Below are 19,500 nucleotides of genomic sequence, written 5' to 3'. Positions count from 1 at the left end.
TCAATTTTGCGCGATATTTGCATTGCTTGCTAAAAGGATGATATGCTGGAAGAAATGTTCTCGTTAAATAATGAAGGAATTCATGCCCCAAGTGCACGGGTGCTTGGAGATGAAATTTTTCGACAATCCAATACCAAATTTGATTATGTTAAATATAGACAAGCAATACAAGGCTTGTTAGGCCTGAAAATGGATCCGGAAATGGCAAGAATATCAACACTGACAACAGCCAAAACAATGGGAGTTGAGAAAGAGGAGATTCTTCAATCTGCCAAGCATTTTATCGAATTGTTGACCAAAGAACAGGATAAATTTAATATTGCGCTTCAATCCCAATATTCTTTAAGGGTAGAAAAGTTAATGTCCGAAAGAATACAGGCAGGTGAAAGTTTGGAAAACAAGAAAAAGATGATTGAGCAATTGTATATGGAAATTGATGAACTGAAATCAAAGGTATCAGAATTGGAAAAGGATATTCAAGAAGGACAATCATTTATTGATGAAAAAAGACAACTTTTTGAAAATACAGTATCGGTCATAAAGGATCTAATCTCAAAAGATATTCAAACATTGGAAAAATAATTTTCTCACTTTAAATTTACATTATGTCAAATTCAGTATCGCCTGGTCCGGGCTTAGAAAAGCCAAAGTCATTTTGGGGAAGACCAGAAGGAGTCACAGGGACAGTTGTGCTTTTGGGTATTGTCATAGGAGCAGGAGCTTTGTTGTATAAATTCTTGCCTATTCTTTTGACCTTGGCTCAAAATGTAATATATCTGGTTGGTATGCTACTTGTTTTAGGGGCATTGCTCTATATGATCATTGATCCTAGAATGAGAACTTTGATCGGGTATATGTACAAAAGTATTATGCGGTGGATAACTGGCATATTTGTTACCATTGATCCAATTGGAATCCTAAAAAATTATGTGGATGACTTGGAAAATAATCTAAGTAAAATGAGTAAACAGATTGGAATACTGAAAGGCCAAATTAGCAAGTTGCAACGCAACGTGACTGACAATTCTAAAGAAATAGAAAATCAGCTCAGGATGGCGCAGGTGGCCAGAAACCAAAATCAAGAAGCTCAAATGGTGCTTGCAACCAGAAAGGCTGCAAGATTGCAGGAAACCAATGAAAAGTACAATCATTTGCTGAGTAAAATGGATATTTTGAGCAGGGTATTGACCAAAATGTATCAAAATTCTGAAATCCTATTGGCAGATACCCGAGATCAAGTTAAACTTAAGGAAGAAGAACGCAAAGCCATCAGAGCATCACATAGTGCCATGAAATCTGCAATGAATGTAATCGCTGGAAATTCCGACAAACGATTGATTTTTGATCAGGCTCTCGAACACATCGCAGATGATGTTGCGATGAAAGTGGGGGAAATGGAAAGATTTATGGAACTCTCTGAGAATTTTATGAATTCGGTTGACTTACAAAATGGAGTCTTTGAGGAAGAAGGGCTTAAAATGCTGCAAACTTACGAAGAGAAGAGTAAGTTGCTTTTGATGGGGCCAGTTAAAACTGAAACATTTAAGTTAGATGATCAGACCCCACTTAGACAAGATAAGAATACGGCTGAGAGAAGCCAATACGATGATCTCTTTAAATCTTAGTGTCATCTGTTTGTGTGTGGGATGAATCAATTTTCTTTTTGGGTAATTCCAAAATTTCCATATCGGAAAGTCCAGATTGGTTAATATTAAATCTTAGGGCTGTTCGGTGTTTGTGAATACCCTGAAGGCCATACGCTCCTGGATTGATATATAGCAGATTGAATTTTTTGTCGAATGCAATTTTCAATATATGCGAATGCCCGCAGACCAATACATTGGGTTGGTGAATTTGAATTAATTCTCTGACTTTTGGGTTGTAATTCTGAAACGACCCTGCAATATGAGTCATTAATACTTTTGTTTGGCCCTGTTCTATCATTAAAAATTCTTTGGATATTTGACGTATTGCATTGCTGTCAATGTTTCCAAAAACCAACCTTACCTGGGCAATTTTACTTAAAGATTCATATACTTCGATATTGCCTAAATCTCCAGCATGCCAAATCTGTTGCACCTCTGAAAAAAAAATATTTAGTTTTGAATCAAAATAGCCGTGGGTATCCGAGAGCAGACCTATTTTCATTTCTCTCCAATTTGGATAACAATCTTTCCAAATTGTAGACCATTGTTCATTCTTTGAAAAGCATCATTCACTTGATCCAGATTAAAAACAGAATCAATTATTGGAACTATTTTATGGGTGTTTACAAATTTCAGCATATTTTCAAAATCAGAAGGAGACCCCATTGTAGATCCATAAATGGAAATTTGTTTCCAAAAAAGATTCTGAGGAGAAATGTTTTGTATGAGACCTTGAGTGCCGCCATAAATACAAATACGGCCTGAAGGATTCATTACTTTTAGCAATTTATTAAATCCAGCACCGCCTGCACCATCAATGACTAAATCAATTCCGTTGCTCATATCTACTAAAGTCGATTCCCAATTTTCCTGCTGATAATTTACACCTCCAGATGCACCCATTGAGATGGCTGTTTCAATTTTTGATTGAGAAGAAGAACTTACAAAAACTTTGCAACCCAAGGCAAGACTAAATTGCATTGCATATAAAGCCACGCCTCCACCTATTCCTGAAATAAAAACATGTTCACCTTTTTGGGCGTTACCTTTAGTTATCAGAGATCGATAGGCAGTCAATCCAGCAAGTGGCAGAGAGGCAGATTGATAATCCTCAAGATGTTCAGGTGAAGGAAAGATGTTGGTTTCAGGCACCAAGGTAAATTCTGCCAAAGATCCATTTTCAGGTAATCCCAAAATGGAAAAGCCACGGGATTGCACCTTCTCGTTATCACCCCAATTGAATGCAGGATTTACAATAACCTTTCGATTTTCAAGCAATCCAATCAAATCAGATCCGGGTATAATTGGAAGTTTTATGCCGGCGTATTGCCCTTTAGAAATCCAGACATCTCTGTGATTAAGTCCTGCATAAAGTACTTTGACTGATTTATAACCATTTCTCGATTTAGGGAGAGAAACATCTCTTATTTCCAATGGTTGGTTGATATGATGGATGAATGCCGCCTTCATGGAATGGTTTGATATTTATAATCATTTATAGCGATCATTAGGCTTCCATTTCTGCAAGAGTCACATCGTGTGAATAAGTTCTGAAATCAACAGCTGTGACATTTGAAATTCCAGGTTCCTCCATATAAACTCCATATAGTACATCCACTTCAGCCATGGTTAACTTATTGTGTGTAATGATAACGAATTGGGAGTCTTTTGAAAATTTACGGATAATGTGGTTGAATTTATCGATATTAATATCATCCAACGGAGCATCCACTTCATCAAAAATACAAAACGGAGCTGGTTTCAAAAGATACAAAGAAAACAAAAGTGCGATGGCTGTTAGGGTTTTTTCGCCACCAGAAAGTTGATGAATTGATTTTGGTCTTTTACCTTTTGGTTTTGCAATGATATCAATATCGCATTCCAGCGGATCCATCTCATCCATCAACACCAAATCACAGTCATCATCGCTGGTGAACAATGAACGAAATACATTTTGAAAATGCAACCTCACCTGGTTAAATGCGGCCAGGAAAGATTCGGTGGCAGTTTGTTCAATTTCCTTAATGGTTTGAAGTAGACTCTCCTGGGCGGTCAGAATGTCGGAGCGCTGTAAGGTAATATTGTCATATCTTGATTTCATTTCGTCGTAGGCTTCCAGGGCCAATGGATTTATTTCACCATAATTTTCAAGCCTGACTTTATAATATTGCACGCGGTCTCTCAGTTGCTCTTCGGTCATTTGATCTGTCTCCTCTTCAGAGATATAATCTTCAATTTTCAAATTAAATTCAAGTTCTGACCGCTCAATGGTGGATTGAATCCGAAAATTCAAGTTGGTTCTTTGATCCTTAATTTGATTGATAGAAGACTGCATTTCACTGACGCTTCTATTGGTTTCCTTAATTTGGTTTTCCTTAATACTAATCTGGTTTCTTATTTCAAAGTACTCCTGCTCCAATTGAGATAGGTCTGCTTCCAGAAATTTCTTCAATTCATATCTTTCTTGCAGTTTTTGATTTGAATTTTGAATCGATTGATTTAAATGTAATATTTCAGTTTGATAGGAGTCAAGTTTGGTCTTGGTTAATTGTAGCTGAGTTTCATAATCTTGAACCAACTTATTTTTATACTCCTGTTCTTTGATTAGATTATCGTGCTTATTTTCCCATTTTATAGCCTCCAATCTTGATTGGTTATAGTTGGTATTTGATATACTTAGTTCGGCACTAATCTGACCAAACAATTGATCAGATGATAGTATTTTATGGTTAATGTCTTCGTGTCGTTTTCGCAAGTCAAGCAGTAAGTTAAGTTGATTGGATTTAGATTCCAGATAATTTGCCTTTTGCGATTCGTTGGATTTTATCCTATCGTATAATTGAGTTCTAATTTCTTGAATACCTTTTAGTCTTGCATCTATCTGGGCCAAAGATTGCAAAAATGAAGATTCTTCTTTAAGTAATTGACTCAACTCAGTCTCATGGTTACTAAGCTCAATTCGCTTAATTTCATTTTTCAAATCAGACAATTGCTTGTCCATTTTTAAAACTAGCTGATCCAGTTCATTAATTTCAACTTCTAGTTTTTCAAGGTTCTTTTTACGACCTAGTTTTTTCCCTTCAAACAATCCAACTGAACCTCCTGTAATTGTTGAATGATTCTTTATGATGGACCCCGATAGAGTGATGACTATCTGATCATCTGGATATTTACTAATTTCATCAACGCTACCTTCCTTGTCAATGATAAATACATTGTGCAATAGATTTTTGAAAAGTGCTGAATACTTTGAATCTGTTTCAATTAAATCAATGGCAGCTTTACAATTGGGCAAATTTGAATTTACCGGCATTGTATTTTCAGAAATCTTGTTGAGTATAAAAAAATTGGCTTTGCCTTTGGCATTGCCATACAATATTTTTATGGCTTGAATGGCTTCTTCTTCAGAATTAACCACCAAATAATTTAAAAAAGGCTCCAAATAAAATTCAATGGCTGGACGATATTTTTCATCCGTATATATTAAATCCAATAGAATGGGTGTGTCCTTTTTCCAATTTTGTGATAAAAAAATAGAAGATTCTGGAAATCCTTCCATTTTTTCAACCATCGATTTTAGAAGGTCAAATTCATTTTTTTTGGCGTCTCTTTTTCTTGTAAGTGTATTTGATTGCAATGTTTGCTGTTCAAGCAACGAATGTCGATCCTGAAGCTCTTTTTTCCTTTGGCTTTCTAATGCATGAATTTCATTGATTTTTAATGATAGTTTTTGATATTCTTGTTGAATATGTTCATTTTCACGTATGTTGTCATCATATTCAGACTGTTTTATATTGAGTTCGGCATTGCATCGTTGTGTGTCTGAATCAAGATTTTCAATTTGATTTTCTTCAATGGCTATGACTTTTTCTAATTCAAATATTTCTCTTTCAATGTCAATTTTTACTTCAGAATTATGATCCGCCATAAACTTTAACTGATCATATTTTTGTTGTCTGCTAATTAATTCTTCTTCTAGGTTTAGTGATTCAATATTTGATTTTTCAAACTCAATGCGGGTTTTTTCTATTTCAGTCACAAGCAAATTTAGATCATGATTCAAGACCTCCTTTTTGGCATTGAGATCGGATTCAGCTGATGACAATTGTGTTATCTGATTTTCAGCAAACCATTTTTTTGCTCAAATACCTGGATTTCTGTTTCAATGGATCGAATGAAATCTAATAAGTCATTGGCTTTTTTCTGAAACTCGCTTAGACTTCTCTCTTTGTCCAAATGATCTTTTTTGTATTTCTCATTTTCTGCTTCTTGAGTAATTAATTCCACTTCTTTTTCGGATAAAATCCCAATTTGTTGGTCTATTTGAGTCGAAAGAATTCCAATTTGCTCCTTTAAAGAGCTTATTGTCATTGCGGATAACTTCAAACCTGCATTGCGGTATTTGTCCCTTAATTCGTAGAATTTTTTGGCTCTTTTAGCCTGCTTTTCCAATTCAACTAAATTGTTATTAATTTCAAATAGCAGGTCTTCAATTCTTGCTAAATCTTCTGTTGTTGCTTTTAATTTATTGATTGACTCTCTTTTCCTGGATTTATATTTCGATATTCCAGCAGCCTGCTCAAACATTTTGCGTCTAGCACTTTCTTTGTTGGATAAAAGATCTTCTACCATGCCCAAAGCAATAATCGCATAACTGTCTGCTCCGATTCCCGTGTCCATAAAAATGGAGGTAATGTCCTTTAATCTACAAGGAACATTATTAATTCTATATTCACTTTCTCCGCTTCTATACAACAATCTTGAAATTGCTATTTGCTGAAACTCTATTGGCAATATCTGTCGTGTATTTTCAAAACTGAGTGTAACAGAAGCCATTGGGGATTCTTTTCTTTTTTTGGTGCCATTGAAAATCACATCCGACATTTGCTCCAATCTCAGTTCGCGTCCTTTCTGCTCCCCAAGAACCCAACGTATAGCATCTACAATGTTTGATTTTCCAGACCCGTTGGGACCGACGATCCCTGTGATGGCTTCATTAAAATGTATGACAGTTTCATTTGCGAAACTTTTAAATCCCTTGATTTCTAGCTTACTCAATTTCATAGTTCCGCAAAAATATAGAAAATTCTAATATATTATTTTGATATCTTTATTCGTTATCAAAGCCTAATTTGTTGTAATACAATTGTATATGGATATTAATACTACATTAATTAATAGAAATCAATCGATTAAAAATTTGATAAAATTTGGCTGTTTAATTAAGATCAAGGATGGCTGATGTCCATCCTCAAAATTTGATAAAGTACCATTTTCCGGACTTCAAAACCCACCAGGACAGAGCGCACTGGATACCCCAATACACCATTTCTGAGATCCAGGCCCACCTAAGACCCAATTGATTCGGATATATTATAGAGATGTAGGCCAAAAGGAGGTAACAAATTGATCCAATCAATTGTATATTAAGACCTTTAAAACCCTCACCAGTTCCGCTAACACCATTAAAATAGATGATTGAAAAAGAAGCCACGAGCAAAATAAAATACAATAGACTTAAATAGGGCTGGGTTTCATCATAAACTCCTCCATGTTCTCCCCCAAGAAGTGGTTGCAGGAAAATTTGACTAAAAATTAGAAAGGGAAAGGACAATATTCCTGTTACCAATAGTGAAATGATGGATGAATGAAAAACCTGTTTCAGAACTCGTGTTTCTCTGCCCCGCCCTATTGTTCGTGAAACCATGGTATTGATTGCAGAAGCAAACCCCCAACAGGGAATTGAAAAAACCAAATAAAGCACTCTTAATAGATTCGAGATCGCCAAAGCTCTTTCTCCTAATTTTTCGATAAAACTAAAAAATATAAACCAACTGGCAATGCCAATCATCGATTGAAACATTATTGGTATACCAATTTTTATAATGTTTCTGATATCTAGGTATGTAATGGGTTGAAGTTTACCGAGTCGGTATGGCTTAACATTGGAATCCAAGGCCATGTATCCAATAAAAAAGAGAAGTGCTGCAGCTTCGGATATAGTGCTCGCCAAGCCTGCTCCAGAAATGCCCATTTCTGGAAAACCAAACTTACCATAAACAAGTACATAGCATAACATTAAATTTACCAACCCTAAAAAAACGGTATCAATTAAAATGATTCTTGGTTTGCCGATTCCCATATATAAACTTAGAAGAGAAAGGCCGGCAAATGAAAAAATTAATCCGTAGCTTCTGTATTTTAAAAATTCAATTGATTTATTGAGTATGATTTCCGATTGAACAAACAGCGAAAGAATTTCTTTGGAATAAAATTTTAAACATAAGAACAATAGAACGCCTAGAATCAATTCAAAGATCAATATTGCATAAAAAAATTTATTCACTTGTAAATGAGAACCATCTCCATATTTTCGAGCGATTAATATTTGTCCTCCTTTTGAGAATCCAAATCCAATTGCAGAAAGTACCAAATAAAAAACGCTTATAAAGCCGACGGCGGCAAAATCATTTTCATCGTATCCATAAAGAAATAGGCTGTCTGTAAGGGCAATCAAATTCTGACCCGCACTGCCCAACATAATGGGAACAGATAACCACATCAATTTCTTTGTGTTGTGAATAAATTCGTGCATAGGATATATCTCCCAAAGATAGTGAAGGCATAGTAATTTTCTATGAATATAACACGATTGGTGAAGTCTCTAGGTAGGTCTATATCCAATATATTGCTTTCTTTTGTTGTAAAATTATCATTATCAAGATCATGCAACCACCTAAAGCAATTCAAGAAAATAAATCTCTAGTAAAGCATTCAGACACAAGAATTGACCCGTTTTATTGGATGAATCAGCGAGACTCACCACAGGTTATTGATTATTTAAATCAAGAAAATGAATATGCAAAGTCTTGGTTTACACCGTATAAGAATTTGGAAGATGAAATTTATCAAGAGATTGTCTCCAGAATTTCCCCAAATGAAGAAGCAGCACCTTGGTTTGAAAATGGATATTGGTATTTTAAAAAATATAAAGATGGTAGTGAGTATCCTCAATATTATCGGTCTTTTAATTTGGATTCAGCCAATCCTCAACTCATTCTAGACATTGAATTATTGGCAAAGGATAAGGTGTATTTTCATTTGGGAAGCTTTTCAATAAGTCCCAATAACCAATACCTGGCGTATAGTTGCGATACATTAAGTAGAAGAATTTACAATATCTGTATCATAGATTTACATAATGGCAGCGTGGTTGCTGAAATTAGTAATAGTTGTGGAGTTGAAATGGAATGGTCAGCAGATTCTCAATTTTTGTTTTATATATCTAAAGATGATTCATTGCGTGAATTTAAAGTTATAAGACATAAGTTACATTCCTCTTTAGCTTCAGATCAACTTGTTTATGAAGAAAATAATGATTCATATTATGTCAGTATTCATCTAAGCAAATCTAGAAAGTACATTTTGATAGAGTCCATTTCTTCAGTGCAATCAGCTGTAAGGGTATTACCATCATTGGCTCCTGAAAGTGAACCAGAACTGTTTACTGAATCTATAGACAATATTGAATATTATGTGGATCATCTAGTTGATGATTGGTATATCAGAACCAATTGGAATGCTCCTAATTTTGTAATTATGAAGACATTGGAAAATCGTACTTCTATGAAATATTGGGAGATATTGTTATCCCATTCTCCACACATTTATATTGAAGATTTTGAATTGTTTTCCAGCAGACTTGTGGTATTGGAACGAAGTTCTGGTCTTCAAAGATTAAAAGTATTAGAATTTAGCGATGATTCCTATTACATTCCTTTCAATGAGTCTGCCTACGTAATTGAATTTTATAAAAACAAGAATCCGGATTCTGATTCGATCTACTTTCAGTATTCAACGCCGATTACAGCGAAAATAGTTTATCGTTTTCATTTTATCAATAAGCAAAGATTTAATTTTTGGAAGCAGATTCTTCCTGGAGATTTTCAATCAGAGCATTACCAAGTTTTACGGCTGGATGTGATGTCCCATGATTCTAAACTAATTCCTTTGACTTTGATTTTTTCCAAAAACCATCCGCCTTCTGAACAGTCTCCCCTTCTCTTATATGGTTATGGATCCTATGGAATTTCGATTGATCCTGGATTTAGTGTTGCCAGACTTAGTCTTTTGGATAGAGGATTTGTTGTTGCAATTGCTCATGTCAGAGGTGGGCAAGAATTAGGGCGGGAATGGTATGAGGGCGGCAAGTTACTTTCAAAGAAAAATACGTTTTACGATTTCATTTCCTGCGCGCAGTTTGTGATACAAGAAAAATTGGCCTCCGCAAATAAACTTTTTGCATATGGGGGTTCTGCAGGTGGCATGTTAATGGGTTATATATTAAATGAATTCCCACAGTTATGGAAAGGAGTGATAGCCGTTGTGCCGTTTGTTGATGTATTGACAACCATGTTGGATGAAAGTATTCCACTTACCACTGGAGAATATGATGAGTGGGGCAATCCTAATGATCCAATATATTACAGATACATGAAATCTTATTCCCCTTATGACAATGTAAAGAATCAGTTGTATCCAAATATTTATATTCGAACAGGTTACCATGATTCTCAAGTTCAGTATTGGGAGCCATCTAAATGGGTTGCAAAACTCAGATTAAATCAAATGGGATCCAATGAGATTTTGTTTGAGTGCGATATGGATACCGGTCATGGTGGCTCTTCAGGACGTTTCAAGCCATTTAGAGAATCAGCAAGGGATTATGTTTTCTTATTGGGGGTTTTATTAAAAGAGTAATGCAATACAATTCATGAATTTCAGAATTCCAAAAAAAAAAAGCCTCCATAGTGGAGGCTTTTTTATTTGAGTTGAGTTTTGGTGAATGCTCTAAGAATAGCGAGCTGATTCAGTGGGTCCTATCTACCCTTTTTGATCCACGGGACTAATCGATGACGATGAGTTTTCTGGTGGCGGTGTGTTGGTCTGCATCGAGTTGGTAATACAAGACCCCTGAAGCACCGAGTTCAGATTTTTGCAAAGTCAGCTGATTGAGTCCTTTGACTGCGTTTTGTTGTATGACCCTGAGGACTTTACCTGAGATGTCATAGACGGTCAGGGTGACGGGTCCATCTTTTGGCAACATGAATCTGATGTTGGTTTGTTTGTCAAAAGGATTGGGTTCATTCTGATACAAATCAAACAAGGCAGTAGAGGAAGTTGTCAGACCGTTTCTGGCCAGGAGGGTGACATCGAGAACATCGGCATTTTCAAGATATGCTTCAGCCCTGGTCAGGTCGCTGTTGATGTGTATCAATTCGCTGAGACGTCCGTTTCGTTTGGCGGTAAAGTGGAATTCGAACAAAGCATCCTGAGGCTTGGCACTGAGGGCTTCCTTGTTATTCCAGCTCAGGGAGATGACACCCTGTTGTAATTTGGTGAGGCCCAGGTTTGTCTGGTTGATTTCCAATAGGATTCCCTGAATGTCCTCAAACTGGAGAGCCTGGTGGTCGAAGCGAAGGGTGTATTGCATACCCTTGATTTGTCGGAAGTTGCTGCTTCGCAGGATCAGCTTGTAGCTTTGTCCGGCCTGAATTAGAGCATCGTCGAATTCCAAAATGAGTTTACCGGCCGTTCTGGCGCTAATGCCTGCATGAGCGTTGGCACGTGCGCTGTTGGTGACATCGCCCATTTTGATGGAGACGAAGTCGAGGGTCATGTTTGGATCATCGAGTTTGACTTTACCATAGGCCTCATATTGGAAAGGTTGAGCCGGATCAGGGAAGACAAAGTCTTTTGGAACAAATGTCCAGGAAGGGACTTTGGCAAACCGGCTGATGCTGCCGAGGATGAGTTTTCTGATTTCAGTGATATCAGCACTGGTGACGCTATTGGATTTATTGACATCCGCAGCGATGAGCAGATAAGGATCAGAGATGGTTTCCTGTCCCAGGATGTGTTTTTGAATCCTGATGATATCAGCGGTAGTCACCCCATTGAGATGGTCGTCGTCTCTGGAAGGTTTGATCACATAATCCTGATACATATCCAGGGAATAGAAGGCATACTTGCCATCCCCGGAGGTATGGACGTCTTTCATGATCTGTCCTGCTTTTTTGAGTTCGACCTGAGTTTCATCGGTACCCTGTCCGCTGGAAGTGAGGATGGCACCTGTTACTTTACCGAAGCTACCTCCGTTGGGACACAGGTCCTGATTGTCCTGAATGACGATGGTGGTGATGCAACAATCTCTGTTGCCTTCTTCATCCTGTACGCACATTTCTACACTCAAAATCAGCTCATCGTCTACCCTTGCATTGACAAAGTCCTCACAGCACACATCAATGCTTGTTTTATTGATGTCGTTGTCAAAGAAGAACAAGAGTCTGTCCTGAGGGGTGCAGTTGTCAAAGCTTCCTTTATCCAGGTCTTTGGCCCAGATGCTGACACATCCGCTGCTGGGCATAGGTACGGTGATGATACCCGTCAGACAGTAAGGTGTTGGTGCCTTGCAATCTCTGATTTCAAACAGGGTTTCGCAGGTACCTACATTACCGCAACCGTCTTCGACATACCAGTTGATTCTGTGGATACCGATCGGATAAGTGCCGCTGGCATTAAACGGATTGCGCGGGTTGTCGGCAAAAGGATTGTGGCTGTATTCTACGGTATCCCCTGCGTTGAATTGTTTTTGAGTGAGGGTACCGACTCTGAAGTCCCAACCTCCGTGGACTCCTTTGCGATCGTTGTAGGCATCTATTTTGTATTCCCAGAACAACCAGTCAACGGGAGTACAGTTGTCCGTGGCATCTGCGCTGAGGCTGATGTGTCCTACACAAACACCCAGGGTTGGGTGTATGCTTGCCGGTTCACATGGTCCTACGTTGCAGCTGACCACCGGTTTGTCCTGATCTCTGACTTTGATGACTTGCAGTCTTTGCCATCTTCCGTTGTCGGCATCGATGAAAGGATCGTACTGACACCAGTCGATGATGGTCCAGGTGCGCAGGATTTTCATACAAGCATCGGGTTCGATGGTAAAGACCTCATCGTGGTATTCTACCGAAATCAAAGCGCAATTGTCATCAGCGTTGTTGATAATTTGCGGACGACCCAATTGAGGATTGTCCGGGCTGATGTCCGCCCCACAACCATTGAGGGTGACCGGAGTCTGTGTGCAGATACCATTTGGCCAGATGACATCGCTGAAGCGAGGATCATTGCAAGTGGCATCGTCGATATAGAAAGGATCACAGTCAACCACCCAGATGGTCTGAATGGCGGTGACATTGATGTTGTTGGGTCCTGTAGCGCTGACGATTCGTTGGATGATACCTTGTCCGCATTCGCGCAGATCGTTGACGGTGATGGTAGGGGTGGCACCGCAAGGAGCCAGGACGTAACCATCAAATCCCCAGACCAGTTCGTATTTGCGGTCCCAGTGAGCGCTGTCAAAATACTGCCAATAGAACTCGCAGGCTTGATTTGGAGCTGGTTTAGGCACCTGATTGCTCGGTACAAAACCCGGATAACCGGTATAGTCATTTCGTTCGCAATACTTGTAGCAAACGAGATCTTTTGTAACCACCTTTCTTCTGAGGGTAAGGTCAGTGACGACTTTACCGAAAGTTTCATCATTGGGATTGGTGAGCTTGGCAATATCAAACCAGAACCAGCAGCTGACGACGATATTTGGAGGAGCGATCACGGTAGGAACGGCTTTGTTCTGAACTTCTACTTCGACCATACAATCGCTGAAACGACCGTGGAGCGGCTGAGCGGTGCTGGTCATTCTGACCGGAGTGACGGGTCCGGCCCCCGGATCGATGTCAAAGACCCTGAGAACGACCATGACTCTCTGTCCTACATCTGCACAGCAGAAGTCAGTGAAATCATCAAAATAGACCTGATTGCCAGCGAGGGTGAGATTGTCATCCCCGTTGCGGCCATTGCAGGCAACGGTATTGTTGGAATTGGATCCGTTGTTGGTACCCAGAAGTTCTGCCATACGGATGACTTTAAAGAAGACATGAGGGGCACAATTGTCGTAAGAGCCTTCGTCCAGATCATGGGCATATATTCTGGCATAGTTGTCCAGAGGACTTTGGTTGCCATTGATGCTGACGGTCGTCCAAGTGCGACAAATGGGAGTTGGGGGAACTCTGTCCACGACATTGATGACCACCTGTTTGCGGGTGATGTTACCACAGCAGTCTTCAGCCACAATCCAAGCGAATTGAATTCCCTCAGGCATGTTGATGACGACATAACCGGTGGCTTCGTTGCCCAGGACAGTGCCATGTTCGACTTCGACGCTATAGTGTAGCTCGTTGGAGCAGTTGTCTAACAACCATGCTGGAGAGACTTCCCAGCGTCCTGCACAGACATAGCTGTCCATATTGACTCTGACGGAATCAGGATACAAGACCTGAGGTCCAACCAGGTCGCCCACCTTGATAATTTGGCTGTGGCCGCCCACCAGACTGGTACACCAATCCATGACGGTCCACTGACGCAGCACTTTGTAACAGCCAATGGGTCCGGCATCACATCCGGGGGTGGCCAGATCAAAAACAATGTCTTTGTAGGTGACTGCCAAATTGTGGCAGGAAGTAGATCCACCGGGACGTCCGGTACCAATCCACATGATGTGGGTGTCAGGTCCCCAACACAAAGGATTGTTGGGTTGCCACAGGCGATGCTGTGGATAATACACCGGATCCGGACTGGGGTGACCAAAGTGGACATCCGCAGGATCATCAATGCAATTCCATCCCAAAACCCTTGGGATTCTCCTGTTTGGATACTGATCAAGTTGTGTGGGTCTGGCCAGCCAGTAAGCGCTGTCCAGAATGTATCCATCCAAACAAACAGGATTGTCCAACATGTGTGGAACTATATTTTTGTTGCGATCGATTTTCTCATCACAGTTAAGGATAGGCTGATCGATGTTGTCATAATTGGGTGGTACGGTCACACTGGCCAGATCGCCTAAACTTTCTTCAATGGTTTGGACACAGACTGAGCGATTGCCGTAAGCATCTTCAGCGGTCCAGGTTCTGATGATTCTGGTTTGATATCCCAGGGCACAATCTCCCTGACTGGCCTGATCTCTGTAGCCAAGGCTGAATCCTCCACAGTTTTCATACACACTGGGAACGCCCGTTACTGCAGGTGAGGTGCCTTCTGCACAAGTCACAGTGATATTTGGAGGACAGGTAAGAATGGGAGCTTGTTTATCTTCGACAGTAGCTTTGCCCCAGCAGCTATTTCCGGTGCGAGGATCGGTGACTGTGATTCGCAAATCACGACCGATGTCGCGACGATCTATTTGGACACCCGGTCTGTTGGGGTCTCTGTCAATGATGGCATTGGTGATCCAGTCTCTTGCAGTGACAATGTAGTTGTCATAACAGGCATAAGGACCTCCTTCCAGGAGCATGTCTGGGTGGATGGTGGCCCTGCAACTGTCATCCAGACTGATTTGGATGAGGTCATTGCAAGCCAGCTCATTGATGGGATTGGAATATTCGTTGACGCATACTTCGAATTCGCATCGTCCTACATTGCCGGCAGCATCACGGGCCTCATAGCATAATCTGACACAGCCAATGGGGAAGAAACAACCCGGTCCATAAGGAGCACCACAGGTTTGCACCAGCGGTACCAGGTTGGTGGAAGCTCCCAGATTGTATCCAATGACACCAATCCAGTTAGCACCTCCAAATCCAAAGGAGCTGTTGATAAACGGAGCGGCAAACTCACCCCCTGTATAAGTGGCCCCATTCAAAGGAGTGGTGATCTGGGCATTTCCCATTTGAGCAGGTGTACATCCATTAAACAAGGAAGCGTTGGTGCCCGGAGTACCGGGAGCGTGTATGTAAATACCACGGGTTTCACCGGGTAACATGGTCAGACAACCTACGGAAGAGGAGTCAATGCGGGTGCCTGTACAAGAGACCATGGTATCGCGCACAACACCTGTAATCAGATTAAAGCTGTCAATGATGGTAGTAAATTGAGCACCAAACTGAGGGGTGCGAGTTGCGCACAAGGTCCATGCAGCAGGAGTACCCTGAACAGGAGCATGGCCACCCGGAGTGGTACGGTACCAAATTCTATGAGGCACGTTGGCAAAAGCCCTTTCACCCAGCAATTGAAGATTTAAAGCCATACCGGAGGTATTGACCAGGTCAAACATCACACCCCAGCTATTGGCTCCACCAGTGATAGACCAGTAAGAGGCCGGAGGCAGACAAACGGTGGTGGTGTTTCTGGCACCAAACAGACGACTGGGCACGAGACAATTGTCCATGGCCATAAAAGGAGGGACATCCCAGCTGATTTCACAGGCACCGGGGCCCAGGTTGAGGGTCACAGGTGACTTAATGGGACAGCCCATAATGACAGGTGCTATTGTATCCAAGACGGTAACCGTAGTGGTACAAATACCCACATTGGCGCATTCGTCTGTGGCAAAAATAGTGACCTGATTGGGACCTAAATTGGCACAGGTGAAATTGGTAGTACTTGCTCCAAGAGTAATTTGAGCAGCCGGAGTACAGTTGTCTGAAACGTTGACAACAGCAGCACTTGGTATCAGAGTAGCATTTCCATTTTGATCCACATAAATGGTGAGATTTCTGCAGGTAAGTGAAGGTGCAACATTGTCAAACACGGTAAACACCTGTAGACAAGTGGCAGAATTACCGCAAATATCAGTAGCGCGATAAATGCGGTTCAGGGTAAATCGATTTGTACAGGTTTGATTGACTCGGGTATCGCTTACATGGGTAATCGTAATTCCTGAATTACCACACCCATCGGCAGCAATAACACTGGCAGGATTGGGTATTGGAATTTGTGAAGCGCACTGTAAATTTTGATTGGCAGGACAGAATGGCGATGGGGGTGTTACGTCATTGACCGTAATGGTTTGGATACATTCTGAAAAATTATTACAAGGATCCGTCACGCGATATATTCTGTGAATAATAAATCTGTCTCTGCAGGTTTGATTGGTGATGGAATCTCTTCTATGGGTAACTTGCAATGGGGCTCTACACCCACCTCCTACGATGGGCAGATTAATATTTGGAGCAGGTACATCTATTGCACAAGATACGTTGATGTTGGCTGGACAAGTTATACTGGGAGGTGTACCACCAGTACCATTGTAAGTGATGCATATTTGTCCATCTCCGGTACGTAGACCCGGAGTTGTGATTCCACCAGTAACTCCTCCTATGTAAGAAGAACCACCTCCTCCATGACCATCGCAACCAGCACCGCCACCACCATAATACCCACCTCCTCCAGCACCTGAATGGATCTGAGTTGCTGTTCCGCCAACACCTAAAGAACCTGCAGTTCCAGTGTTGGAGTTACAATTATCAATTCCAACAAATCCACCAGCTGCTTGAGAAGCAGGTCCACCATTTCTTGTTGGATCAGTATTATCTCCATATCCGTTGATGCCACCATTTAATCCACCACCTTGTCCAGCCTGTTGGCATCTTCCAGACCATTCAGCTCCACCGCCTCCGGCAGCAACAATAACTCTATTTGCAAGACCGGTACCTCCAACTCTGATATCTGAGGCACCTCCACCAGAAGCACAAGTAGAGTTATCTCTACCAACAGAAGAGCCTCCTCCATTAAATCCACCAGGCCCTGCGCCATTAAATCCTCTCCCACCTACAAATATATTTAAAACTTGACCAGGGGTGACTGAAAGTGTACCAGATGCATATCCACCATCTCCTCCCATATTGAGGTTACCACAAGAGGACTGGTTATTAGGTGCAGACCCTCCCTCTGCACCCCACGCTTCAATTGTTACACTAGTTACTCCGGCTGGAACTGTCCAAGTTTGCATACTATTGGTATAATTGAAACAAACCGTTTGTGGTGCTTGAGCTTGGCAGGCAAGTGGAATGTCAAAGGCCTCGGTGCCATCAGATCTGCTTCCTGAGCTTCCCTGAATAGCACTAAATCCAAGTCCTCTTTTTGCAAAAGCAGTCCAAATCAAACATGCATTAGCACCGCCATATAAAACAGTGTCAGCTCTTAATATTGCATTTCTGGCGTCCACGAATCCGGGTGAACATGGTTGCAATTTTAATCCTTCTGTAACCAATGCCATTGCACGGTTATTACCACCATTTCCTGTATAGAAATTAGAACTATAGCCATATTGCTGAATAAGTGCCCATGTCATTTCCCATAACATCGCACACCAAACAGACCCAACTCCGTGTGGTACTGCCGCTGTTTTTATGGCGTCGTATGTATGAGGATTGATGGCTAAATTAGTTGAGTAAGGAAATGGTCTAATTCCAGGGCCATTTGGCGCTTGTCCAAATAACCAGGTACCTATTCCCCGGGAATCAGTACCTTGATCACCCGGTTCTATGGTCATCACCAATCCATACCAATCGCTCCAGCCTTCTCCAGGCTGTTCCTGATTGTTCAAACAACTTGAATTGCCCGGACCACCGGTTAATCGGATTGAAATCCCATGTCCATATTCGTGGACAATTACCGCATTGTCTAAATCGCCGTCTCTGTTACCGCAAACATACATTTGCATCGTTGGTCTTGACCCATCAGGTGGAGTCGCAAAATTAGCATTGCATGTACCTGAACCATCTTGTGCCTCAGCTCTTACATCGTCGTTACCAATTCCTCCGCGACCGTAATTATTTACTTGAAAATTACCTGCAGATTCAGTAAATCCATATTGATACAAAAGGTCATGAATGATATTTGTCCAATAAAATAGGTTGGTTATTGCGGCGGGTTCAGATTCATCGATTCCCATTTGATAATTGGTATTGATCGGGAAATCAAAAGTTAAAGCACCAGTTCCATCCGGACTAAAACCTGGATTGTTGCCATCCTCATAAGCATGGGTATTATTTCCCCTTGTTATTGTAAATTCAGGACCTGAAGCTCCATTGGTATCATGCCAACCAAAAGGTGAAGCCAAAGCATTGTCAGGATTAGCCACCAATACTCTCCCACCATGCCCCGGGCTTTCAACGGGCATGGGATAGACGCGATACGCTCCTACCATTGCTACACTTGCGTTTGAAATCGCAGGTGTTGGCGTGAAAGGAACTTTATAATATCCAGGAAAATCAAAATTGCTTTCGACTAAATGAGATTCACACGAATGTTCAAATCCACAGTTTACAACCAGGTCGTTTTTAACGACAATCTCTCCAGTGGTTGCATTTGCTAATAAGTGCCAATAATGTTTTTGATTCTTTTCATAAAAATAAATTTCCCACATTAGGCCCAATTTATTTTTCTCAGTAGAAGTGCTTCGAGAATCCAAACTTAAAATCGGTAGATATTTAAGTTTCGCTTTTATGTCATCGAAAGCTATATTTCCCTTGTCGATGATCACTTCTCGGGCTTCGGTCCCAAGCTCTTCTTTTATATTAATGTTACCGGTGAAATTAATTCCAAGTTCCTTAAGTACTTGTATTATGGTTTGTTCAATATTTAATGTAGGAGTATTAGAATTTATTTGATAGTTTTCTAAATTTGTTAGAAACTTAATGTTGCTGTGAAAGTGTTGACCGCTAGCATAGAAGTGTGCGGAACTTTCCGTAGTGTAGATTTCAATTCCTGAAGATCTTTGTGTAAAATACACATGCAAAACATCTGAAATGGTACTGGTGTGTTCAGAAGTTATTTCAAAATCAGCGATGTCAGGGTCTTTTAATCCAAATTGAGATTTTGCACTATTAAGGTATTCCTGGATTTTTGGAAGAGAACCTTGTGAGTGTCCAATTTGAAAAAAAGTGAAAAAGAAAATTAAAAATGAAAATAATTGGGCTTTAAATCGGTTTAAGCCACCCAGCAGTAATTGCTTCGAGTTCAT

At 40.6% G+C, this 19,500-nt stretch carries 9 protein-coding genes; 3 read left to right on the top strand and 6 right to left on the bottom strand.

Annotation, left to right across the window (positions count from 1 at the left end; translation table 11 throughout):
• Positions 1-42 precede the first annotated feature (42 nt).
• Positions 43-582, top strand: a complete 540-nt coding sequence (locus IPM48_12535; GenBank protein MBK9272412.1) for a hypothetical protein — start codon at positions 43-45, stop codon at positions 580-582.
• Positions 583-605: 23 nt separating this feature from the next.
• The gene (locus IPM48_12530; GenBank protein ID MBK9272411.1) at positions 606-1,625 is read left to right on the top strand and encodes a hypothetical protein; all 1,020 of its coding nucleotides are present in this window, start codon (positions 606-608) and stop codon (positions 1,623-1,625) included.
• Here IPM48_12530 and IPM48_12525 read toward each other — a convergent pair.
• The 5 genes from IPM48_12525 to IPM48_12505 all read right to left on the bottom strand — a co-directional run bounded on the left by IPM48_12525 (position 1,615) and on the right by IPM48_12505 (position 8,208).
• Positions 1,615-2,148: a metallophosphoesterase family protein gene (locus IPM48_12525; GenBank protein ID MBK9272410.1), complete on the bottom strand. Its 534-nt coding sequence runs from the start codon at positions 2,146-2,148 to the stop codon at positions 1,615-1,617. The two genes, IPM48_12530 and IPM48_12525, sit on opposite strands and share 11 nt — an antisense overlap.
• Positions 2,145-3,116 (bottom strand): zinc-binding dehydrogenase, encoded by a 972-nt coding sequence (locus IPM48_12520; GenBank protein ID MBK9272409.1) that lies wholly within the window; start codon positions 3,114-3,116, stop codon positions 2,145-2,147. The genes IPM48_12525 and IPM48_12520 overlap by 4 nt, the downstream gene beginning before the upstream one ends.
• A 37-nt stretch (positions 3,117-3,153) precedes the next feature.
• Positions 3,154-5,709, bottom strand: coding sequence for a hypothetical protein (locus tag IPM48_12515; protein MBK9272408.1), 2,556 nt, complete (start codon positions 5,707-5,709; stop codon positions 3,154-3,156).
• A gap of 47 nt (positions 5,710-5,756) precedes the next feature.
• Positions 5,757-6,710: an AAA family ATPase gene (locus IPM48_12510; protein MBK9272407.1), complete on the bottom strand. Its 954-nt coding sequence runs from the start codon at positions 6,708-6,710 to the stop codon at positions 5,757-5,759.
• 187 nt (positions 6,711-6,897) lie between these two features.
• Entirely contained in the window at positions 6,898-8,208 is a 1,311-nt protein-coding gene (locus IPM48_12505; protein MBK9272406.1) for an MATE family efflux transporter, read from the bottom strand.
• A gap of 164 nt (positions 8,209-8,372) precedes the next feature.
• On the opposite strand from IPM48_12505, the gene IPM48_12500 reads away from it, so the two are divergent.
• Positions 8,373-10,406, top strand: a complete 2,034-nt coding sequence (locus IPM48_12500; GenBank protein MBK9272405.1) for a S9 family peptidase — start codon at positions 8,373-8,375, stop codon at positions 10,404-10,406.
• A 145-nt stretch (positions 10,407-10,551) separates the two neighbouring features.
• Here IPM48_12500 and IPM48_12495 read toward each other — a convergent pair whose 3' ends face one another.
• Positions 10,552-19,500 carry a M36 family metallopeptidase gene (locus IPM48_12495; GenBank protein ID MBK9272404.1) on the bottom strand — a complete coding sequence of 2,983 codons (8,949 nt, stop codon included), beginning with the start codon at positions 19,498-19,500 and terminating at the stop codon, positions 10,552-10,554.

Source organism: Saprospiraceae bacterium (genome assembly GCA_016715965.1).
Lineage (GTDB): Bacteria > Bacteroidota > Bacteroidia > Chitinophagales > Saprospiraceae > Vicinibacter.
This window is presented reverse-complemented; position numbering and strand designations above follow the sequence as displayed.

Coding starts and splice junctions, on each gene's coding strand:
- IPM48_12535 (MBK9272412.1), top strand. CDS start 43: ATGCTGGAAGAAATGTTCTCGTTAAATAATGAAGGAATTCATGCCCCA.
- IPM48_12530 (MBK9272411.1), top strand. CDS start 606: ATGTCAAATTCAGTATCGCCTGGTCCGGGCTTAGAAAAGCCAAAGTCA.
- IPM48_12525 (MBK9272410.1), bottom strand. CDS start 2,148: ATGAAAATAGGTCTGCTCTCGGATACCCACGGCTATTTTGATTCAAAA.
- IPM48_12520 (MBK9272409.1), bottom strand. CDS start 3,116: ATGAAGGCGGCATTCATCCATCATATCAACCAACCATTGGAAATAAGA.
- IPM48_12510 (MBK9272407.1), bottom strand. CDS start 6,710: ATGAAATTGAGTAAGCTAGAAATCAAGGGATTTAAAAGTTTCGCAAAT.
- IPM48_12505 (MBK9272406.1), bottom strand. CDS start 8,208: ATGTGGTTATCTGTTCCCATTATGTTGGGCAGTGCGGGTCAGAATTTG.
- IPM48_12500 (MBK9272405.1), top strand. CDS start 8,373: ATGCAACCACCTAAAGCAATTCAAGAAAATAAATCTCTAGTAAAGCAT.
- IPM48_12495 (MBK9272404.1), bottom strand. CDS start 19,500: ATGAACTCGAAGCAATTACTGCTGGGTGGCTTAAACCGATTTAAAGCC.